12 protein-coding genes are annotated in these 22,503 nt (G+C 42.4%); 4 read left to right on the plus strand and 8 right to left on the minus strand.

Annotated elements, in window-relative coordinates:
- Positions 1-104: 104 nt before the first annotated feature.
- Positions 105-2,513: an ABC transporter permease gene (locus QZ576_RS05425; RefSeq protein WP_297094858.1), complete on the plus strand. Its 2,409-nt coding sequence runs from the start codon at positions 105-107 to the stop codon at positions 2,511-2,513.
- A 23-nt stretch (positions 2,514-2,536) separates the two neighbouring features.
- Here QZ576_RS05425 and QZ576_RS05430 read toward each other — a convergent pair whose 3' ends face one another.
- The 6 genes from QZ576_RS05430 to QZ576_RS05455 all read right to left on the minus strand — a co-directional run bounded on the left by QZ576_RS05430 (position 2,537) and on the right by QZ576_RS05455 (position 12,893).
- Positions 2,537-3,388 (minus strand): AraC family transcriptional regulator, encoded by an 852-nt coding sequence (locus tag QZ576_RS05430; protein WP_297094860.1) that lies wholly within the window; start codon positions 3,386-3,388, stop codon positions 2,537-2,539.
- Positions 3,389-3,983: 595 nt separating this feature from the next.
- Complete coding sequence (locus QZ576_RS05435; protein ID WP_297094862.1) at positions 3,984-4,913, minus strand: TIM barrel protein; 930 nt, start codon at positions 4,911-4,913, stop codon at positions 3,984-3,986.
- A gap of 113 nt (positions 4,914-5,026) precedes the next feature.
- Positions 5,027-6,601 carry a sulfatase gene (locus QZ576_RS05440; RefSeq protein ID WP_297094864.1) on the minus strand — a complete coding sequence of 525 codons (1,575 nt, stop codon included), beginning with the start codon at positions 6,599-6,601 and terminating at the stop codon, positions 5,027-5,029.
- Positions 6,602-6,611: 10 nt separating this feature from the next.
- Positions 6,612-8,048 (minus strand): arylsulfatase, encoded by a 1,437-nt coding sequence (locus QZ576_RS05445; RefSeq protein WP_297094866.1) that lies wholly within the window; start codon positions 8,046-8,048, stop codon positions 6,612-6,614.
- 16 nt (positions 8,049-8,064) lie between these two features.
- Entirely contained in the window at positions 8,065-10,503 is a 2,439-nt protein-coding gene (locus QZ576_RS05450; protein ID WP_297094869.1) for a DUF4982 domain-containing protein, read from the minus strand.
- 305 nt (positions 10,504-10,808) lie between these two features.
- Positions 10,809-12,893 (minus strand): ATP-binding protein, encoded by a 2,085-nt coding sequence (locus QZ576_RS05455; RefSeq protein WP_297094871.1) that lies wholly within the window; start codon positions 12,891-12,893, stop codon positions 10,809-10,811.
- Between the two features lie 219 nt (positions 12,894-13,112).
- Here QZ576_RS05455 and QZ576_RS05460 point away from each other — a divergent pair, with 219 nt between their 5' ends.
- Entirely contained in the window at positions 13,113-14,546 is a 1,434-nt protein-coding gene (locus QZ576_RS05460) for a transporter substrate-binding domain-containing protein (protein WP_297094874.1), read from the plus strand.
- 318 nt (positions 14,547-14,864) lie between these two features.
- Here the strand turns inward: QZ576_RS05460 and fbaA are convergent, their stop codons facing one another.
- Complete coding sequence (gene fbaA / locus QZ576_RS05465; RefSeq protein ID WP_297094876.1) at positions 14,865-15,941, minus strand: class II fructose-bisphosphate aldolase; 1,077 nt, start codon at positions 15,939-15,941, stop codon at positions 14,865-14,867.
- A gap of 252 nt (positions 15,942-16,193) precedes the next feature.
- On the opposite strand from fbaA, the gene QZ576_RS05470 reads away from it, so the two are divergent.
- Both QZ576_RS05470 and QZ576_RS05475 read left to right on the plus strand, forming a co-directional pair.
- Positions 16,194-17,189, plus strand: coding sequence for a class II fructose-bisphosphate aldolase (locus QZ576_RS05470; RefSeq protein ID WP_297094878.1), 996 nt, complete (start codon positions 16,194-16,196; stop codon positions 17,187-17,189).
- A 269-nt stretch (positions 17,190-17,458) separates the two neighbouring features.
- A complete protein-coding gene (locus tag QZ576_RS05475) occupies positions 17,459-20,698 on the plus strand; it encodes a two-component regulator propeller domain-containing protein (RefSeq protein ID WP_297094880.1) in 3,240 nt (1,079 codons plus the stop codon).
- Positions 20,699-20,791: 93 nt separating this feature from the next.
- On the opposite strand, the gene hcp is transcribed toward QZ576_RS05475, so the two are convergent.
- Positions 20,792-22,447 carry a hydroxylamine reductase gene (hcp, locus tag QZ576_RS05480; protein WP_297094882.1) on the minus strand — a complete coding sequence of 552 codons (1,656 nt, stop codon included), beginning with the start codon at positions 22,445-22,447 and terminating at the stop codon, positions 20,792-20,794.
- Positions 22,448-22,503: the final 56 nt, after the last annotated feature.

Here is a 22,503-nt window from a genome sequence, read left to right on the forward strand (position 1 = left end):
CTATGTCATTTCGAACGCAGAGAGAAATCTGTTACTAAGCTGATTTCCGGTTACAGATTTCTCGTTTATGCTTCACTCGAAATGACAACTTAATCAAGCAACAAATGGTCCTGAAAGTCGTATTAAGAAACCTGCAAAAGCATCCGTTTTTAAACCTGGTAAAAATAATTGGGCTGGGTTTGGCGTTGACGGGGATAATTTTCATCGCGCTGTTTTTGAAAAATGAGTTGACTTACGATTCGTTTCATCAGAAATCAGCTCAAATCTATCGCTATACAACTACCGATCCCGATTTTTTCAGTGGGAAACATTTTGCCCGTGTTATCAATCCCGGGTACATTCACGAAATGAGTGATGCGCTGCCGGAGGTGGAGGAGTTTGTCCGCTTGCGTCCGGTGCGTGGCGGTTTAATGAAATACGATGAGCGGTATTACAAAATTGCGCAGGCTTTTGAATGCGACAGCACTTTTTTCAATGTTTTTGATGCAAAAATGTTGATTGGCAATAAAGAAACGGTGCTTGAAAATCCGGCATCGATGGTTGTTACTCAAAGCTTTGCTCAAAAGGTGTTTGGAGAAAGGAATCCGGTGGGCGAGGTGCTTACTTTACCATCCGGCCAGTATTACGGCGAGGACCAGGATTTTACCATTGCAGGTGTAATGGAAGACTTTCCGGCAAACAGTCACTTTCATCCCGATTTTGTGGCTACTCCGCTGGCTAATCAGTTTGCGTACGGTTGGGCATGGACTTACCTCGTTTTAAACGAAAATACTACGGTTGAGAATGTTACAGTAGGAATTTCCGATTACCTGAAAAACAATCGCGAAGCTAATCCGGAGGAAATGGATACCGAGGTGCATTTGCAACGGATTTCCGATATTCATTTAAACTCGCACAAACTCCGCGAGATAGAGGAAAACAGCAACATCCGAAACGTTTATGTGCTGGCCATTGCAGCTTTTATTTTGCTGCTTATTTCAATTAGTAATTACGCTAATCTGAATATCGGCATGAGCGGTTTCAGCGCAAAATACCTGTTTATAAATAAGCTGCTCGGCTCGTCGAAAAGTGCGGTGGTCAAGTATTTCTTTTTCGAGGGGATTTGTATTCTTGGGGCAGCCTTGTTGTTTACCGTTTTACTATCGGTGCCGGTTAATACCGGTGTCATTCGTTTTTATAAGCTGAATTTGCTGGCCGGCAATTCTACTACAATCGTTCTGTTAGTATTGGCATTCAGTTTACTATCGCTGGTTTTTGGAATGCTTCCGGTTCTGAAATCTGTATTCTCCTCCATTCGGTTGGGTGGAAACAGGAGCTCAGCCGTGGCGGTTCATCGAAATGGTGTGAGCCGTGTTCTGATTGTCTTTCAGTATGCTTTTTCCATTGCTTTAATTATTACCGTAATTGTTATTTCGCGGCAAACCAATTATGCGCTAAAACACAGTATGGGCGTGGAGCAAGACAATGTGCTTTGTTTTGAATCGGTTCATGCCAGCATTCAGCAAAAGTTTGGCGTGCTGAAAGAGGAGTTGCTGCAATACAACAGTATCGAGTCGGTTTCGGCGATGTTGGAACCGCCGGGTGGCGAGGCAAACGATATGTTTCCGTTTGAAATGGAAGGTTACGAATCGGAAAATCCGGAACAGAATTTTGAGAGCATCGGTGTTTTCCCCTGCGATTATTCATTTGCGTCAATATTCAACCTGCAGTTTTTGGCCGGAAATAATTTTACTGAAAACAATAAAGACAACGAAGGTTTGGGCGAATACATCATCAATAAAGCGGCGATGGAACGCTTGCATTATTCCAATCCGGATGAAATTATTGGCAAAGACTTTAAGTTGATTTTTTCCACTCCGGGATCGGGAATTACCATTCCGAAAGGCAAGATTATTGGCGTGGTTGAAGATTTTCATTTATCAAGTTTACGGAAACAGGTAGAGCCGCTGGTACTTTTTAAACGCGATAAATTGTGGCTTTTAAACTTTGTGGTGTCGTTTAAACCCGGAATGAAAGAGGAAGCGCTGGCCGATATGAAAAAGGTGTGGGGCGAACTGTTTCCTGAATATCCGTTTCAGTACGAGCATGTTAATGCCATGTATAAACGCGTGTACAAAGCCGAGTTGTTGCAGGCGCGTTTGCTATCGGTTTTCACGCTTATTGCCTTGTTTATTTGTTCGATGGGATTGTTTGGCCTGGCGCTGATTATTACGCAAAACCGTACCAAAGAAATTGGTGTACGAAAAGTTAATGGTGCGCGCGTTTCAGAAATTCTTACGCTGCTGAATAAAGATTACATAAAATGGGTAGCGCTTGCGTTTGTAATTGCTTGTCCGGCGGCGTGGTTTGCCATGGATAAATGGCTCGAAAACTTTGCTTACAAAACCACTTTAAGCTGGTGGATTTTTGTGGTGGCCGGAGTTTTGGCGCTGGGAATTGCGTTGTTTACGGTTAGTTTTCAATCGTACAGGGCAGCCAGTCGAAATCCTGTTGAAGCCTTACGATATGAATAACTTTAGGTAAAATTCGGAAAATTTTAATCCATTTTGTGGCTGTGTTTTTCGCGGTACTTACCCGGAGTAGTGCCTTCAATTTCTTTAAATACCCGCGAAAATGATGCAACCGAACCAAAACCGGCTTGCTGGGCAATATACTCCATCGTGAATTTGTTGTTTTCCCGCGAAAGCAAAAGTTGTTTGGCTTCTTCAACCCGGTACTTATTTACAAATTCATTAAAATTCATTTCAAATTCGTCGTTTATCAGTTTCGAAATGTAGGTGCGGTTAGTAAGCAGCGATTCGCAAATAGTACTTATCCTAAGGTCGTTTACCTGGTATATTTTGTCTTGTTCGAATAGTTTTAAAAGGCGTGATTTTAAATCATTTTCAGCGGACTCCTCACTTTCTGCATTCGTATTATTTTCCTCCTGTTCGTACAGTGGTTCAAAAATCTGGCGCTGCATATTTCCTTTGTAACCAACCAGAAAAAATATGGTGGTGAAAAATACAGAAGGACCAAGAAGCGAAAGGTTGTGATGGATAAAATAACTTCTGCCCATCAGTGCAAAAACAATGGCAGCAATCGATACCACAAATGCAATTATGCTCACGTCTCTTACCCAGTTCATTGTTTTTCCTTCGGTGTTCGAAAAATAGTGATTAATGGTTTTGTTATGTTGATTGGCCAAACGAATAGCCAGGATCAGGTAAACTATAGTCTGGATAACAAAAACAATCCGGCTCAAGAGAAAAACCCAACCTTTTATTCCGGGTAAAGTGCTAAAGTTTATTCCTTTAAGGTTTGTGTCGATGAGGATGTGTTTAACGTAGAATATGCGTTGCTCGGGCGAAAGTATCAGCGTTAATAGTAATGAGACTATCCCAAACAAAATGCCTGGCAGGAAGTGAAATAAATACCGTCGTGATTTAAAGCGAAGTGTTGTAAGCTTTAAAATGTAAGTGTAAAAAAGAGGGTAGACAGTCAGACCGGTGTATAAATAAACACTTTCGAAAAAAGCATACAGGTGATACAATCTGGAAAAGAATATGGCATGACTAACATATAGAAAGCAGGCAAAAATTAAAAACAGGCCAAGTACCCATCGTGCGGGGTTATCCGATTTTTTTTGCAATAAAAATATGATGCCCCAAAATAAGGTGATGTAAATGGGAGATAATAGAGCAATCGTTTGAATCATTTGTGAATTAAGTTGTCATGTAAAAGTACGAAATTATGTTTTATGAATATGCTTTTTACGATATGGAACTTAATTTTTACGATTTGAAGCTATGATTATCGAATGTAGAACGATCTTTGCTAAACGTTCTGAGATTAACAACAGCGCAATCAATTAAAAAAGATATTGGACAGTTCTTCGGTGGTCTTTATTGCTGTAAACTGTCTCCCTCCTCTTAGATGAAACATAAATGAAAAAAGGTGGTTTGCTAGCAACCACCTTTTTCTGTTTATATGTTTTCAAACGCTTAAACTTCGAATGAATCGGCTTTTCTGTAAGCCTCAATAAACGCAATTTCGCCTTCTTTTCCGGGAATACTTTTACCATGCTCGGCGCAAATTGTACCGTTGTAGCCTTTGTCGTACATATGTTTGAAGATATTGACAAAGTTAATCTCTCCGGTTCCGGGTTCTTTACGTCCGGGGTTATCGCCGCAATGGAAAGCGCCAATATAATCCCAGCAAATATCCATGTTCATAATAAGGTTGCCCTCGGTAATTTGCTGGTGATACAAATCGTCAACAATTTTACAACTTGGGTGATTAACGGCAACACAAATCATTTTTGCCTGCGCCATTTTTGTGAGGAATAATTTTGGATGGTCAACCTGGTGGTTCAGTGGTTCCATAACCATTTCCAGTCCGCTTTTTCCGGCAACATCACAACAAGCGCGCATATTATTGATCACATTAATGGTTTGATAGTCCCAATCCAATTTTTCGTCGTATATACCAAAAGTTATCAATCCTGTTTTTGCACCTGTTCTTTTTTGTACGTCAAGTGCTTCTTCGGTTTTTCCTACCAACATTTTAGTTACTTCAGGATCGTCGGTAACAGCGTATTTGGCACCATGATCGGCATAAACGATAAACGGGCCAATATCAAGTCCTAAACGGGCTGCTTCATTTCCGATTTTCTCCTGCATTTCGGCGGGTTTCCACATCAATCCGTTATCAAAAAATGCTGTAAATCCCTGGTCGGCAATAAACTTCAGGTTTTCAATCGGATCTTCTCCAACATGTTCGCGGAAGGTTCCGAGTCCCGGAGCATATTTCAAATTAAACTTTGCCGAATTTGAGACTTTTGAGTCAGAAACGGAAGCATTTGCAATGCCCGAAATACCGCTGAAAGCCAGAGTTCCCGCTGCTGCGTTACGAATAAAATTTCTTCTCTCCATGGTTATGTGGTTTAAATTATGTGCTGTAATGCCTGTTTACAAATAAGCATCTTTGCAGATGTTTTGTTCTAATAAGACGCAAAAAAATGAAATATAACTAATTCCGTTTTTGGTTAATCGATGGTGATTTTGCTTCCCCACCAATCGTTACCCGGATCAAAATCCTCTGATAGCATCCAAAGTCGTTCTTTTTCCAGTGCCGGCCATCTTTTTTCGATCACATTTTGCAAGTGTGCTTTTTCGCGTTCTGCAGTCCATGTTGGATCTTGTGTTGGGAAACGTGCTCCCATGTCGTCCAGCATTTCAAAAAGCTGACTGCTCATTTCTTTCACTTTCTCCAGATTTTCTGAGGCGAGATCATTTGTTTCGCTTAAATCGTTTTCCAGGTTGTAAAGTTCCTCTCTATCGTCTTCGTAATAATGAATGAGTTTCCAGTCGCCCAAACGAATTATCGATGATGGTTCGCCACCTTGGTTTCCGTAGTGCGGATAATGCCAGATTAGCGGTCTTTCGGCAAGCGATTCGCCTTTTAAAAGCGGAACAAGACTGACTCCGTCCATGTGTTCTTCCGGTTTTAAATCGGCGCCGCAAAGTTCAAGAATTGTTGGATAGAAATCGGTACCTGTAACAGGTGTGTTGCATTGCAGTCCATTTCCCAGTTCTGGAACTTTGATAAAGAAAGGTTCGCGAATTCCACCTTCAAACTGATATCCCTTTCCGCCACGTAGCGGTTTGTTCGATGTTGCAAATGCATCGCCGGCTGCCACGCCGCCATTGTCGCCGGTAAAACAGATTATGGTATTTTCTGCCAAGCCCAATTCGTCCAAAGCATCCAGCACATAACCAACTGCATCATCGGTGCTTTCTACCAGCCCGGCATAAATGGGGTTATCCTGATGTTGGCGAATGGGCAGAAAATGCCCCATTTCAAATCCTGTTTCGGCAATGCCCAAAGTTTCGGCTTTATCGCGGTATTTCGCCCATTTTTCCTCTGTAGTTTGAATGGGGCCATGTACCGCATAAAACGAAAGGTAGGCAAAAAATACAGTGTCTTTATGTTCTTGTATAAAGTTGACCGTTTCTTTTGCGAGACGCATAGTTAGGTTCTCGCCATCGGGGCCACTCGGGAGATTTGGATTTTCCCAAGGGGCGTAATAACCACCAATTGGACTTCCAACATCCCAGCCACCTTTGTTGATGTCAAAACCATGATCTTCGGGCCACGATCCTTTTTCACCTAGGTGCCATTTGCCGGCAAAAAATGTGGTGTACCCAGCTTCTTTTAGCGCTTCCGGTAAAGTGGTATAGCTGTGTTCAAGATGATGAACGTATTCTGGTGGCAGTAACTTAGTAGCCCTGCCCGTTTTACTCCAGGCTTCTCCGGTTGGTGCACCGATCCAGTCGGTAATACCGTGCCGTGCAGGAAACTTCCCACTTAAAATACTGGCTCGCGACGGGCTGCAAACCTGGCAAGTTGCATAACCGTCGGTAAACAACATTCCTTCGTGTGCAATTCGATCGATGTTGGGTGTTTCGTAGTATTGGCTGCCCATTACACTGCAATCGGTGTAGCCATAATCGTCAACCAGAATAAAGAGAACATTCGGTTTTGAAACTTCCTGCTTTTCCGGTTTGCACGAAAGCAATGTAACCGCAATTAGAATCAGAATCGTGATCTTGTTACTCATAGTGGCCTCCTTATTCTTCGTTTCCGAATTTGAAAAGATCAGACTTTGTATGTGACTTTTCGATAAACGCACTCAGTTCCTTCACCAATTCAGGATGATCGCTGGCAATATTGTTTTCCTCGCCAACATCGGTGGCCAGATTGTACAATTCGGTAGTCGTTTTTTCGGGTGTAAAAACATTGTAGCGAACCAGTTTCCAATCACCTTTTCGAACAGCTTGTCTTCCTCCCATTTCGTGAAATTCCCAGTATAAATAATCGTGCTGAGCCGATTGCTCTTTACCAAGGAGTGTAGGTAAGAACGAAATTCCATCAATCGAAACGGGAGTTGAAATGCCGGTAATTTCGGCCACGGTTGGAAATACATCCCAGAATGCAGAAATGTGATCGGACGAACTGCCGGCAGTAATCTTTCCGTCCCAAACAGCGATCATCGGAACACGAATCCCTCCTTCATACAGATCGCGTTTATAACCTTTTAATGGTCCGTTGGAGTTGAAATAATCAGGATCGGCTCCACCTTCCAAATGCGGCCCGTTATCGGATGTAAAAATGATCAGCGTGTTTTCATAAATCCCCAGTTCTTTCAGTTTGGCAACGATCTCGCCAACCTGCATATCAAGGTAGTCCACCATGGCAGCAAATGCGGCATGTGTTTCCGGTTGCGAACCGTAGCCGCCCTGTTTATATCTTTCTCCATCATCAACTCCTTTGTAAGCTTGTTCGGGCTCGAGTTTGCCACGGTATTTTGCTATGTATTCTTCAGGTGCAAACAACTCGGCATGCGGAATAATCGAAGGATAGTACATAAAGAACGGTTGATCCTTATTGTTTTCGATAAAATTGAGCGCTTCGGTATGGATGAGTTCCGGTCCGTAAGCTTCCGTTTTTTTACCGGCATTACCTTCAAGAATTACCTTTTCCTGGTTATGCCAAAGATGATAAGGGTAGTAGTTGTGTCCCATTCGCTGGCAGTTGTAGCCATAAAACTCGTCGAATCCCTGGTTGTTCGGATCGCCCTCAGAGCCCGGGTAACCCAGTCCCCACTTGCCAAAAGCTCCGGTTGTGTAGCCGGCTTCTTTTAAAGCTTCGGCAATAGTAACGGCACCGGCCGCCATTGGATATTGTCCTTCGGGTTGCCACTCTTTGTTGCCTCTAACCGGCGTGTGGCCGGTGTGTTGCCCGGTCATTAAGGCCGAGCGCGAAGGTGCACAAACTGTTGAACCCGAATAGTGCTGGGTAAAGCGCATTCCGTTTTCGGCCAGCTTATCGATATTGGGCGTTGAAAAATGCGTTTGCCCGTAACAACTCAGATCGCCATATCCGAGGTCATCGGCCAGAATGTAAATAATATTTGGCCTTGCCGGTTGCGTTTCGTTCGTTTTTGTTTTTGGCTGGCAAGCCAGCAATAATAAGCTTAGAATAGTTGGTAAGATTAGTTTTCTCATAGTTTAGTTAGTCGTATTAAATCTCTTTGGTTTGAATTGAAATTGTTGCAGGTTCAAGTCCTTCGCCGCTCACCTCCAATTGCATTTCTCCGGCTTCCTCAAGCGATTGAACGGTTACCACCAGTTTGCCGCTAAAAGCTTTCATTGTTGGGAGGTGGAACAACTCGAGCGAAGTAGCATCGCCATTGCAAACGGCTTTGTATTTTCCGGCACCACTAACATTAAAATTTAGTTGGTTAGTAGCAGTTGGGCAGAAGTTCCCGTCTTTGTCAACCACAGAAACGGTGATGTAGCTAAGGTCGTTTCCGTCGGCAGCAATTCCATCACGATCGGCTGTTAATTGCAAGTGATGAGGCGCTCCTGCAGTGTGGATTTCCTGCTCTGCCACAGCATTCCCGGCATCGTCGAAAGCCACCACTTTTACGGTTCCCGGTTCGTATTTTACATCCATCCACATCAGCCGGTTTCTGTTCAACAAGGTCTCTTTGCTTTTATTCTGAACACCCTGACTTTTGCCATTTACAAATAACTCGGCGCTGTTATAATTGGTGTATACAAAAACAGGCGTTGTTTCTCCTTCGCGACCTTCCCAGTTCCAGTGTGGAAGAATGTGCAAGGTTTCGTCTTCCGTGTTCCAGCGGCTGCGGTACAAGTAGTAGCGGTCTTTTGGTAAACCAGCCAGATCGCAGATTCCAAAATACGAGCTGCGCGATGGCCATGCTTCGTTGTATGGAGTAGGCTCTCCGAGGTAATCAAATCCGGTCCAGACGAACTCGCCAATTACCCAGTCAAAGTCGTCCTGCCAGTAAAAGTCTTCGTCTGGAATATTCGACCATGAACAGGCTTCTAAATCGTACGATGAACTTTGGAAATCATCGTATCGCAACATTTTACCCTCTTTTACCGGGAACTTGTAAATTCCGCGGGAACTTACTGTTGAAGCCGTTTCCGAACCCAAAATAAATCCTTGCGGAAAACGCTCGTAAGCTTCGTCGTACAAATGCAGGCGGTAATTTAAACCGGGGATATCCATAATGGCGCCAAATCCGTTTTTCAGTGTGTTACCCACCTGGTCCATTCCAACGGTTACAGGGCGTGTTCCATCTTCACGATGGAAAATATCCTGCAGCCATTTTGCCAGTTTTACGCCTTCGGTACCCCACTGATCGGGAACTTCGTTGCCCGAGCTCCACATAACGATACACGGGTGATTACGTGTGGCACGAACCAGATTTACCACATCTTTTTCGGCCCAATCGTTGAAATACAAGTTGTATCCATTTTCAACCTTTGGTTTGGCCCACTCATCAAAACTTTCAGCAAGGAAAAGGAAGCCCATTTCGTCGCAAAGTTCCAATTGCTCCATCGATGGCATATTGTGCGACGAACGGATGGCATTACAGCCCATATCTTTCAAAATTGTCAACTGGCGTTTTAGTGCCGCTTTGTTAACTGCGGCACCGAGCGGCCCCAAATCGTGGTGCAAACAAACACCTTTAAACTTGGTAACTTCGCCATTTAATACCAACCCTTTGCCACGTTCGTATACCACACTTCGCACTCCAAAACGAATATTCTGTTCGTCTTTCAGCGTGTTGCCTTCGTACAATTTCATGTTTGCGGTGTACAAGTATGGCGATTCGGTGTCCCAAAGTTTTGGGTTCGGAATGGCAATATTTTGTTCTGTTTTGTTGCCAAACAATTCGTTGGTGGTGTTCGTTGCTACTACATTTCCTTCAGCATCTTTTATTTCGGTAACCACTTTAACGTTGCTTCCGTTAACTTCGGCTTTCAGGTTTACCTGCGCCTCTTCTTCCGATACAAATGGCGTGGTAATAAACGTACCCCACTGGTTAAAATTCACCTCGTCTTTTACAATAAGCTGCACTTTGCGGTAAATTCCTGCGCCGGGGTACCAACGCGATGATGATTCTTTATTTTCGAGGCGAACAGCCAGCAGGTTTTCTTCGCCAACATTCACATAATCGCTGATATCGAAATAGAAATAGCTGTAGCCGTAAGGGCGGTTACCAACTTTCTTTCCGTTTATGTATACTTCGGCATTGCTCATGGCACCATCAAAAACAAGCAGCGCTTGTTTACCCGGGCCAAAATCGAGCAATTCGAATGTTTTGCGGTACCAGCCAATTCCAATGTGTGGCAATGCGCCGGTACGTCCGGTTCGCAGGCGAGCCTCTTTCTCCATGTCCTGACTAACCAGCACTTTCTGTGCATCAATTTCTTTGTCAAACGGTCCTTTAATAGCCCAGTCGTGTGGAACCTCAACGGTTTCCCAATCTGCTGCATCGGTTTGTGGCAGCTGGGCATCGGTAACTTCCTGGTTAATAAATTTCCAGTCTTTTGAAAGTGTTTGTACACTTCGGGTTTCGCTGCTTGTTTCAACACACGCCGAGAAAATAAATAGGATGAAGATGAAAGAAAATAAAGATTTCATATGCGATAAATTGTTTGTTTTTAGTGGATAATACGCCATGTGTTACAAAGAGTGAACTTGTATTCTAAAGGTTGCTTTTCGATTAACGTTTGTTCTTTGTGTTTCATTGCAAACGGATTTCAATAGTTCGTTTATATAACAGACGCATTTTCAATACTACATACATACGCTCGCAGTAAAATATTTGTTGCTGCAAATTCAATTTTTACTGGTGGGTACTGGTATGGTGCAAATATGCAAAGAAATCCGATAATTCAAATGATTTCGGAACCTACTGTGCAACACTAGATTGCTAAGAATGTTGATTATGACAACGATAAGGGAAGACTGAAGTGGAAACTGCTACCCTGGCCTTTTTCGCTCTCGACCCAGATATTACCGCCGTTTATTTTAACAAATTCCTGGCAAAGAATCAATCCTAATCCTGTTCCTTTTTCGTGAGCAGTTCCATCGCGTTGCACCGATTTTTCAATTTTAAACAGGTTCTTAATCATCTCCTGCGTCATTCCAATGCCATCGTCTTTTACCGTGACGATCAGCATTTCGTCATCCTTTTTGGCAAGCAGTTCAATTTTGCCGTTTCTATTTGTGAATTTTATGGCGTTATTCAGCAGATTTCTGACAATAAAGTTTACCATATCGAAATCAGCATAAACCATGGTTTTCTTTTCCGAGATTTCGATGGTAATACCTTTGGTTTTGGCCACCTCGAGATTGAGGTCTTTATTGATTTCAAAAACCTTATGAATAAAGAACGACTGTGGTTCGAATTTAATGGTGCCGGTTTGTGTGCGCGACCATTCCAACAGGTTTTCCAACAGCTCGTAGCCGCTGGTAGCCGCCTGGTACATGCCATCGATCAGCACATCAAAATCTTCGGTGTTTTTGGCCTCTTTTTCGTTGCGCAGTAAATCGGAAATACCGATCAACACATTGAATGGATTTTTTAAATCGTGCGCAATAATCGAAAAGAATTTATCTTTTGTGGCGTTTAGCTTTTTAAGGTTTTGCTCGTCTTCGGCAAGTTTTACAAGGTTGTCTTCGAGCAATAATTTCTGCCGGTTTATGGTGTTGTAGTTGGCTTTTAGCTCGTCGGTGTGTTTTTTGCGCAGAATGAGAAAAAAGCTGAGTGCCACCAAAATAACCAACAAGGCAACAATAGCAAAGGCCGATTTTACGCGAAACTTAAATTGATCGCTTTCCATTTTAGCCGAAGCCAATTGCTGTTCGAGCATAATTTTATTTCGTTCGGCCTTACTGGCTTCGTCGGCTTCAAAATTACCCAGTGCCTCAATAATTTCGTCGGGTTTTAACAGCTGAAATGCCGCTTTGGCATCCGAATTCATTTGGTAAGCTTTTTCGTATTGCCCAAGGCCGGCATAAGCTTCTCCTGCTTCGGTGTAATAGTCGGACAGGTAGTCAAATTTTTCCAATTCCTTGCTTTTCGAAATGGCCTGGTTGTAGTAGTTTATGGCCGTTTTGAAATCTTTCTTTTTAAGGTAGTATTTGCCTTGCAGGTAATTGATTTCTACTTCGTATTTGGTGAGGTTATTTTGGTTTTTTAGCTTATTAACGCGTTCAATATAGTTTTTTGCAGTCGACAAATCTGCGGTCTCGAGGTAATAATTGATAAAGCTTAGCAGTACTTCAATTTCACGCTGTTCGTCGTTAATTTGCGGTAAAAGCTCCAGCGCATCATTCAAATGAGTAAGGGCTTGTTCCTGTTGGTTAAGTTTTAGATTACTGTAGCCCAGCGAGGTGTAGTTCAGACACTGGTTTCTAATGTTCTGTGTTTCAATATCAACATCCAAGGCCTTTTGGTAGTAGAGCTGCGCACTCCGGAATTCTTTTAGGTATTCGTAATACGAGGCAATGTTCCCGTATGCTTCTGAAAGCCCGTATGTATTGCCTGCCTCTTCGCAAATATTTTTTGCCTTAATCATGTAATTCAATGCCTGTACCTGGTCTTTTCCGTAAGAATATAACACGCCCAGGTTAAGGTAGCACGCAATTAACGACACCGAATCTTTGGTCTCGGTAAATATGGTAATGGCTTGTTCAAGATTGGCAATGGCCGGAATCCAGTCGCCGGTTTGGTCGTACACATAACTGATAAGAAACAGCGCTGTTCCTTCGCCGTATTTGTAGTTGATTTTCTGCGATAGCTCTAGCGCTTTTTGTCCGTAAGCTAACGAACTATCGGGGTTGATATAATCGTATAAATCGGACAGATCGATGTAAATATCGACGATTTTCTCCGCATTTGTTTCCGTTTTAACAGCGGTTTTAAGCGAATCGATCTGTGTTGTTTGGTTTTCAGAAGCAGATGAAATACCAACAATAAATACGAACAATAGGGGTAGTAAAATATGTTTATTCAGATTTTTCATAGGTTTGCACAGATCTGCAAATATAATTAAATCAACTGTATACAATAATAAATGTAGGGTGGGTGGCTTATTTTTAACGAACATTTTTATGTTTCGTAGCCGTTCGTGAACATTGTTGCTAAAATGTAAATGAAGTAGGTGTAAAAACTGATAAATTTCATATTTCTAATTCTTTTTATACCTTGTCGGCGTAAGATCAGTGATTATAAACCGTGAAGTATGATAAAACATTGCTTTGGTATTATTTGCATCGTCTTGCTTTTAATGGTGACTGCATGCTCCTCAAACAAAAATCCAAAAGACAAGAAAGAAGATCGCCCAATTATTGATCGTGATTTGCCTGAGATTTTGGATGATGGCGTGCTAAATGTTGTTACCACCTACAGCAGTACCAGTTACTTTTTGTACCGCGGGCAACCGATGGGTTACGAGTATGAGCTGCTGAAGCGTTTCGCCGATCACCTTGGGGTTGATTACAAACTCGAGATATCGAATGACTTTGAGAACATGTACGAAATGCTGATAAGCGGCAAAGTCGACCTCATTGCACATGGATTAACCATTACCGGGAAGCGTAAAGAGTTGGTGCAGTTTTCCGATTATTTGTACCTCACGCACCAGGTGTTGGTGCAAAAAAAGCCCGACAACTGGCGAAAAATGAAATGGAGTGCGGTACAAAATTCGTTAATACACGATGCCATTGAATTGATCGACGATACCGTTTCGGTGCGTTCCAACTCGTCGTATTTAAACCGGGTAGAAAACCTGATGGATGAGATGGGCGGTAAAATTTATGTTGATACACTGGCCGGAGACTTGTCGACCGATAAAATTATTGAAATGGTATCGAACGGCGATATTAAATACACCTTTGCCGATAACAATATTGCCAGCATTAATGCCTCGTATTATCCCAATCTCGATATCCGCGTGCCTGTTAGTTTTTCGCAGCGTATGGCCTGGGCAATCCGGCCAAACTCGGATGAGTTGCTGACGGAGCTTAATGGCTGGATCGATTCGATGAAAAACGGTACAACTTATTACGTAATTTATAACAAGTACTTTAAAAACGAGCGTTCGTTTAGGATGCGCGAAAACAGCGTGTACTACAGTATAAATCATAACCGGATTAGTGAATACGACGACCTGATACAAACCTATGCCGATACAATTGGTTGGGACTGGCGACTGATGGCGTCGATGATCTACCAGGAATCCAGGTTTAACCCGGTTTCCGAATCGTGGGCTGGTGCAAAAGGATTGATGCAAATGATGCCACAAACTGCCGAACGATATGGTGTTGAAGATAGGACAGATCCGGAAGATAACCTTGAAGGGGCTACCAAAGTGTTGAAAGTTTTGTGGGATCGTTTTATTGATATTCCCGATTCGGTGCAGCGCATAAAGTTTACGATGGCCGCCTATAACTGTGGTTACAGCCATGTGATAGATGCACGAACATTGGCCGAAGAGGAAGGAATTGACAGTTATCGCTGGGACGAATGTGTTGAGGAATCGATGTTAAAACTAAGCTATCCCGAGAATTACAATAAGCCGTTTATAAAATATGGTTATGTGCGCGGGATTGAACCGGTGAGTTACGTAAAACAGATTTTTAGTCGCTACGAGCATTATACCCAGTTGCTGGAATAAAAGGGGCATTCTCAAAGACTCCCTTACAACTTCCTAAAAATGATTCGTGATTTCTGTAAATCGCTAACAGAAATTAAGTTAAATAATCTTGTTACAGAATACAGTTTCCGTAACTGACTCTCTTTTGAGGGGCTTCCGTCTGCTGACGGATGAGGGGTAGTGTATTTTCCTTACCCTTTTGTCTGTCGACATTTTCCCTTAAAAAGGGAAAAAAGCTTTTGTGTTGGGTTACAAAAGAAGGGAGAGTTTGAGACTCAGCATAAAAAAACCGCTTCCCAAACGAGAAACGGTTTTACTATTTTATATCGAAAAGTGTTCTTACTGAACGTCGATAGCATTTAAATCTTCGAATGCAACTTTCAAACGTGCAATCATTGATTCTTCTGCTTTACGCAACCAAACACGTGGATCGTAGAATTTTTTGTTTGGTTTTTCGTCACCCTCAGGGTTACCAATTTGTCCTTGCAGGTAATCGTGGTTCGCAGCTTCGAAAGCACGAACGCCATCCCAATATGCCCACTGAGTATCGGTATCGATGTTCATTTTAACAACACCGTACGAAATAGCTTCGCGAATTTCTTCGTGTGACGAACCTGATCCGCCGTGGAAAACAAAGTTTACTGGTTTTTCGTCAGTTCCCAGTTTTTCCTGGATGTACTTCTGTGAGTTATCAAGAATTTTTGGAGTCAATTTAACGTTACCTGGTTTGTATACACCGTGCACGTTACCAAACGATGCCGCAATTGTGAAGTTAGGAGATACTTTGCTCAACTCTTCGTAAGCATAGCAAACTTCTTCCGGCTGAGTGTACAATTTTGATGCATCAACATCGCTGTTGTCAACACCATCTTCTTCACCACCGGTAATACCCAACTCAATTTCCAAAGTCATGCCCATTTTGGCCATGCGCTCCAGGTATTTTTTGCTGATCTCGATGTTCTCTTCCAATGGCTCTTCACTAAGGTCAAGCATATGCGAGCTGAAAAGAGGTTTACCAGTTTCTTCGAAGTGTTTTTCGCTGGCATCTAACAAACCGTCAATCCAAGGCAACAATTTTTTTGCTGCGTGGTCGGTGTGAAGGATAACACGTACACCGTAAGCTTCAGCTAAAGTGTGAATGTGTTTTGCACCTGCAACAGCACCTAAAACAGCTGCTTCCTGGCCTTCAAGTTTTAAACCTTTACCGGCGTTAAATGCAGCACCACCGTTTGAAAATTGAATCATTACCGGAGCGTTTACCTCTTTGGCAACTTCCATAATGGCATTAACTGATGAAGAACCAACAACGTTTACTGCCGGCATGGCAAATTGTTTGGCTTTAGCTTCTTCGAAAATAAATTGTACGTCAGCACCGGTAACAACTCCCGGTTTAACGTTTTCGGCTATTTTTCCCATAATTAAATCGTTTTACTTTTAAATCAAATAGAATAAGAACACAAAATTACGATTTGAGTTTAGGTTAACCAATTTTTCCTTGTTAATGAACGTAAAAATCGGACAAAATTATCTGAAAATTAACGCTGTAACATTATTTTATTTAACGTTAAATATCGGTAGGGGTATTTAGCTAAACCACTTCATTCTTTGTTTTTTATTTACTTTCACGGCGCAAAAAAAATTAAAAACCAAAGATTAACTCGAATAAAAATGGCAGTAAGTTACAAAGACTTAGGCTTGGCGAACAGTAAAGAAATGTTCGCAAAAGCAGTTGCAGGCGGATACGCTGTTCCAGCCTACAATTTTAACAACCTTGAACAAATGCAGGCAATTCTGCAAGCTTGTGTTGAAACAAAATCGCCTGTAATTCTTCAGGTATCATCAGGTGCACGTAATTATGCTAACGCTACTTTGTTGCGTAATATGGCGCGTGGTGCTGTTGAGTATGTAAAAGAACTGGGTTGCGAAATTCCGGTTGTTCTTCACCTGGATCATGGCGATACTTTCGAATTGTGTAAAGACTGTATCGATAACGGTTTCTCTTCAGTAATGATCGATGGTTCGCACCACTCATACGAAGAAAACGTTGCCTTAACTAAAAAAGTTGTTGAATATGCACACGCAAACGGTGTAACTGTTGAAGGTGAGCTGGGTGTTTTAGCAGGTGTTGAAGACGATGTAGTTGCTGAAGAATCAACTTATACACGTCCTGAAGAGGTTGAGGATTTTGTAAAACGTACCGGTGTTGACTCACTGGCTATTTCAATTGGTACTTCTCACGGAGCACACAAATTTACTCCTGAGCAGTGTACTAAAAACGAAGATGGCGTTTTGGTTCCTCCTCCATTAAAATTCGATATCCTGGAAGAAATTGAAAAACGTATTCCTGGTTTCCCAATCGTTCTTCACGGTTCATCTTCTGTTCCAATGGATCAGGTAGAAATTATCAATGCAAACGGTGGCGATTTGAAAGCTGCTGTTGGTATTCCTGAAGAGCAATTGCGTAAAGCGGCTTCTTCTGCAGTATGTAAAATTAACATCGACTCTGACGGTCGTTTGGCAATGACTGCTGCTATCCGCAAAACAATGAACGAAAAACCGGGTGAGTTCGACCCACGTAAATATTTAGGACCTGCTCGCGACTCGTTGAAAGAGTTGTACAAACACAAAAACGAAAACGTTTTGGGTTCGGCAGGAAAAGCTTAAGAAAGCAATTCAAATTATATAGAAAAGGGACGGTTTATTAGCCGTCCTTTTTTATTGCTTAAAAATGACATTTTGCTATTTTTCCTGCTAAACCCAAGAGTATATGTGCGAAATAAGTCGGTAAAATGTATGGTTGGTAGCAATATATTTCTTAAGTTTGGTTTCTCGAAACCCCTGACGCATAATAGGTAGTGAATTCCTTTTCAATCATTTATACGTCCTTGTTAAAGTAAAAGAAGTGCCGCAATTTTGGTTTTGTGAGTTGTGTGATGATAGTAAAACAAGGGCATATAGGAATTATAGGGATTCTTCTGATTATTTCTTTTCAGATAAACCGCGTATTTGCACAACCCGTCTTTCTTCCTTTACATCATTTAGGAACAGATGAGGGCTTGTCTTCATCGTCTGTTACAAGCATTGCCCAGGATAAAAATGGTTTCATTTGGATCGGAACCCGCAAAGGTCTTAATCGTTACGATGGTGACCGTTTTAAAACCTACCAGCAAGACGAAAAGGAGCTGCAAAAAAATACTTTGCCCGATAATTTGATTCTGTCGATGTGTATTGGCGATAATAACCGCTTGTTTGTTGGTTCTAATGCGGGATTAAGTTTTTATGATCCGGAGCTCGATAAATTGCACAATTTTAAATACGATTCAACTTCCTGTTTATACAATATTCCCATTCAGGCACGAGCCTTGCAAATGGACAAAAATGGTTCGGTGTACATCGCCAGTACTGATGGGATCTATTATTTCAATCAGCAAAATAATACCGTTGAGCATATAAATAATTTAGGCATTTCGGTTATTGATGCGGTGTATCTTGCCTCCGACGGGCGGCTCTGGATCGGTTCGGCTAACGGACTTGCAGTGCTGAATCCCGAAACAAAAGAAATTGAACGGGTAGTTAAAGGCCTTGATGGTGAAGATTATTCGAAAACGCGAATAGGTAAAATTATTGAAGATCATTCGGGAACCATTTGGGCGGCCAGTTTCTCACACGGGCTGTTTATGGTGGAGAAGAAAGATAATGGCGAGAATCGATTAAAAAACTTCAGGCATAACCCAAACGATGCGGGCTCTGTTTCTGAAAACCGCCTGTTGAGCCTTGTTGTGGATAAAGACAATAATATTTGGGTGGGGGCCGAAAATGATGGTATTTACTGCCTCAACAAAAACAGACAACACTTTAAACATTATCTGTCAACTAAATCCGATCCGCTGGTTGCCAAAACTTATTCGGGCGAATATCTTTTTATCGATAACGGCAATAATTTGTGGATTGGAACTTATACCAGCGGAGTACAAATAGCTTCCGAATATGGCGAGGCCATTGTGTCGTACAGCAAATTTAAAGGAGGAGATTTAAGCAATACCAATAATATGGTAAATGCTTTTTTTGAGCTAAACGACAGCATCATTGCGTTAGCTACTGATGGCGGTGGAGTTAATTTTATGAACAAAAACACCGGGTTTTTTACCAACCTGAGTACTACAAATTCCGATTTACCCAACGATTACCTGTTGTCGATTATTGAAGATGACGAGGGAAATGGCTGGCTGGCAACATGGGGATCGGGGTTGGTGCGTTACGATGGAAAAACCGAAGCGTTTAGCACTTTTGATACTGAGAATTCTCCAATTCCTGACGACAACTTGTTCGATGTTTGCCTTGGCAACCACTCCGACTTGTTAATTGCCACATTTAATTCAGGTGTTGCAAGGTATTTCCCAAAAGAAAACAGGTGGGAAGTATTTAATGATGAAAACAGCGATCTTTCGTCGAATTATGTCAATGTAATTCGCCGGGCCGATGATGAATCCTTTTTTATCGGAACAAACTCGGGATTGGCGAGGTATTATCCCGAAGATAATTCGTTTACCAACTGCTCGCTTAAAAAAGAAATGCAAACGCTGAGTTCAGCGCACATCTACGATATTTTTGTTGAAAGCCCAACTTCGGTTTGGGTGGGTAGCTTGTCGGGTTTATTTCATTTTAACCCGAAAACCGGAGACACACGGACTTATACGGTAAATGAAGGTTTACCGAACAATACGGTGAATGGAATTTTAAAAGATGCCGACGGATTTCTGTGGTTTTCAACTTCGGGCGGACTGTGCCGCTACAACGACAACCAGGATGTATTTGATTGTTACTACAGCGACGACGGCTTGCAGAGCAATGAATTCAGGCCCCGGAGTACGCTGATCGACTCGGATAACAATTTGTATTTTGGAGGTATCAACGGCTTTAGCATTATTTTTCCCGAGAAGCTGAAAAAGAATGAACATCGGCCGGTGGTAAAATTTACAGAACTGGAGATCTTTAACAAAGTGGTGTATCCTAACGAGCCGGGTTCGCCACTTAAACGAGTGATTTCAGAAGTTGATGAGATTAAACTACCCGAAAAACGATCGGTATTAACGTTTCATTTTAGCGTTTTGGATTATGCCAGTCCTTCAAAAAATGAACATGCTTACATGCTCGAGAACTTCGATAAAGATTGGATTTATTGCGGAACGCGGCGTCAGGCAACCTACACCAACCTTGATCCGGGAACCTATATTTTGCGCGTGAAAGGCGCCAACGGCGATGGACTTTGGAACGAAAAAGGAATAGCACTGAAGATTATAATTGTGCCTCCGTGGTGGAAAAGCTGGTGGTTTGTCCTGATCCTGTTTGTAATTTTTGTTGGTATTTTCTGGTTCGTCAATCACTTGCGAATCCGATCGCTCGAGCAGCAAAAACAAAAGCTGGAAAGGGCAGTGGCAAGGCGAACCAAAGAACTTGCAGAAATAAATGCTACCAAGGATAAGCTGTTTTCGGTTATTGCGCACGATCTTCGAAATCCGTTTAACGTAATTCTGGGGTACACTGATGTATTGATTGAAGGCTACCACAAATTCGACAAGAATATGATGGAGCAGATTCTTGAGAATCTGAAAACCGCGGGAGACGGTGCTTTTGCTTTGCTCGAGAACCTGATGAACTGGTCGAGATCGCAGCGTGGCGTGATCGAGTTTACGCCAAAATCAATTGTACTCGACGATTTTATTGCCGTGGCTCTTTTCGAGGTGGAAGCCGTTGCAAAGAAAAAGGGTGTTGCGGTTGAAAACGAGATTCAGGATAAATCGATAAAGGTGTTTGCCGATTACAATATGCTGCTTCTGATCTTCCGAAACCTGCTTACCAATGCAGTAAAATTCAGCAATCCCGGCAGTTCGGTTTATATTGTAAAAGGAAAATCGGATGATGGTTTTATAACGCTGGGAGTTCGCGATGAAGGCATTGGAATGGAGCCCGATAAAATGAAGTATTTGTTTCAGTCGGAGAAACAGGAAACAATGCCGGGAACCAAAGGCGAAAAAGGCAGCGGACTGGGTTTAATGCTTTGCAAAGAGTTTATTGAAAGACACAATGGTAAAATTTGGGTGGAAAGTTCCTTGGGTAAAGGTTCTGTTTTTTGGTTTACCGTGCCGCTAAACGAAAAAGTGTTCGACAAGTAAAGAAAAAATGGCACCCACTCTCGCAGATGCCATTGTAAAACCTCAAACAAACTGTCCCTCAGTTTAAGGTTTGTCCTCCTCTCACTTCAACTTCTATTCTGCGCTCATAAATAATTCCAAATCTTTTTCAACCTCGGTTATACCGCCGATTCCGAAATTCTCAACCAATACATTAGCCACATTTGGCGAAAGGAATGCCGGAAGTGTTGGTCCAAGGTGTATATTTTTTACGCCCAGGTGCAACAGCGCCAGTAAAACGATTACTGCTTTTTGCTCGTACCAGGCTATGTTGTAGGCAATTGGTAGTTCGTTAATATCATTCAGCTCAAATACCTCTTTTAGTTTTAGAGCGATAACTGCCAGCGAATACGAGTCGTTACATTGTCCGGCATCGATAACACGTGGAATTCCACCGATATCGCCAAGAGGCAATTTGTTGTATCGGTATTTTGCACATCCTGCGGTAAGAATCACGGTGTCTTGTGGCAGCTGCTCAGCAAATTGAGTGTAGTAGTCACGGCTTTTCATACGTCCGTCGCAACCTGCCATTACAAAGAATTTTTTGATGGCACCCGATTGTACGGCGTCAACAATTTTGTCGGCCAATGCAAATACCTGTGCGTGTGCAAATCCTCCAACGATTTCTCCGGTTTCAATTTCCTGTGGTGCAGCGCATTTTTTAGCGTGCTCGATAATGGCGCTGAAATCTTTCATGTTACCATCTTTGCGATCCGGAATGTGAATGGCTCCCGCAAGGCCTGATGCGCCGGTTGTATAAATCCTATCGGTGTAGGTTGCCGATGCTTTTGGCGGAACGATACAGTTGGTAGTAAACAGAATTGGGCCGTTAAAACTTTCGAATTCGGTATTTTGTTTCCACCATGCATTTCCGTAGTTACCCACCAGGTGATCGTATTTTTTGAACGCCGGATAGTAGTGTGCCGGCAACATTTCGCTGTGGGTGTACACGTCAACGCCGGTTCCTTCAGTTTGTTTCAGCAGCTCTTCCATGTCTTTCATGTCGTGACCTGAAATCAGAATTGCCGGATTATTACGTACCCCGATATTTACTTTTGTAGCCTCCGGATTTCCGTAAGAGCCTGTGTTGGCAGCATCCAACAATGCCATTACATCAACACCGAATTTTCCGGTTTCCAATGTTAAAGCAACCAATTCATCAACGCTCAAATCTTCGGTTGTGGCAACCAACGCACGTTGCATAAAAGCAAAAATCTCATCTTTTTGGCTACCTAAATTGTAAGCGTGTTCAGCATAAGCGGCCAAACCTTTTACACCGTAAATGATCAACTCGCGCAACGAACGAATGTCTTCGTTTTCAGTGCTCAGTACTCCAACTTCTTCTGCTTTTGCTTCAAACTCCTCGGTAGTATTTCCTGTCCAGGTTGCAATGGCCGGTAATTCTTCGGGTAAAGCCACGCCTGCTTCTTTGCTCAATACGTGCAGTTCGTTTCTCAGTTGAAGTGCTTTGATAATTCGTTTGGTAAATACTGCCGCATCAAAATTGGCATTGGTAATGGTGCTGAACAAACCATCGAAAACGATTTTATCCACTTTTTTAGGATTCGCGCCAACGGCCCGCAATTTCTCGTTATACCAACAAATTCCTTTTAATACATATAGTAAAGTATCTTGTAAATTCGCTACATCGCTGGTTTTTCCGCAGACTCCTGCAATTGTACAGCCGGTTCCTTTGGCTGCTTCCTGACATTGAAAACAAAACATGCTCATTTTTCTATTTTTTAGTTCGTTAAACTTCTTGGGTTGAGTGTTAGGGCGCTGGTTTT

Source organism: uncultured Draconibacterium sp., assembly GCF_913060805.1.
Taxonomy (GTDB): domain Bacteria; phylum Bacteroidota; class Bacteroidia; order Bacteroidales; family Prolixibacteraceae; genus Draconibacterium.

Coding starts and splice junctions, on each gene's coding strand:
- QZ576_RS05460 (WP_297094874.1), top strand. CDS start 13,113: ATGATAAAACATTGCTTTGGTATTATTTGCATCGTCTTGCTTTTAATG.
- hcp (WP_297094882.1), bottom strand. CDS start 22,447: ATGAGCATGTTTTGTTTTCAATGTCAGGAAGCAGCCAAAGGAACCGGC.
- QZ576_RS05475 (WP_297094880.1), top strand. CDS start 17,459: ATGATAGTAAAACAAGGGCATATAGGAATTATAGGGATTCTTCTGATT.
- QZ576_RS05455 (WP_297094871.1), bottom strand. CDS start 12,893: ATGAAAAATCTGAATAAACATATTTTACTACCCCTATTGTTCGTATTT.
- QZ576_RS05470 (WP_297094878.1), top strand. CDS start 16,194: ATGGCAGTAAGTTACAAAGACTTAGGCTTGGCGAACAGTAAAGAAATG.
- QZ576_RS05435 (WP_297094862.1), bottom strand. CDS start 4,913: ATGGAGAGAAGAAATTTTATTCGTAACGCAGCAGCGGGAACTCTGGCT.
- fbaA (WP_297094876.1), bottom strand. CDS start 15,941: ATGGGAAAAATAGCCGAAAACGTTAAACCGGGAGTTGTTACCGGTGCT.
- QZ576_RS05450 (WP_297094869.1), bottom strand. CDS start 10,503: ATGAAATCTTTATTTTCTTTCATCTTCATCCTATTTATTTTCTCGGCG.
- QZ576_RS05445 (WP_297094866.1), bottom strand. CDS start 8,048: ATGAGAAAACTAATCTTACCAACTATTCTAAGCTTATTATTGCTGGCT.
- QZ576_RS05440 (WP_297094864.1), bottom strand. CDS start 6,601: ATGAGTAACAAGATCACGATTCTGATTCTAATTGCGGTTACATTGCTT.
- QZ576_RS05425 (WP_297094858.1), top strand. CDS start 105: ATGGTCCTGAAAGTCGTATTAAGAAACCTGCAAAAGCATCCGTTTTTA.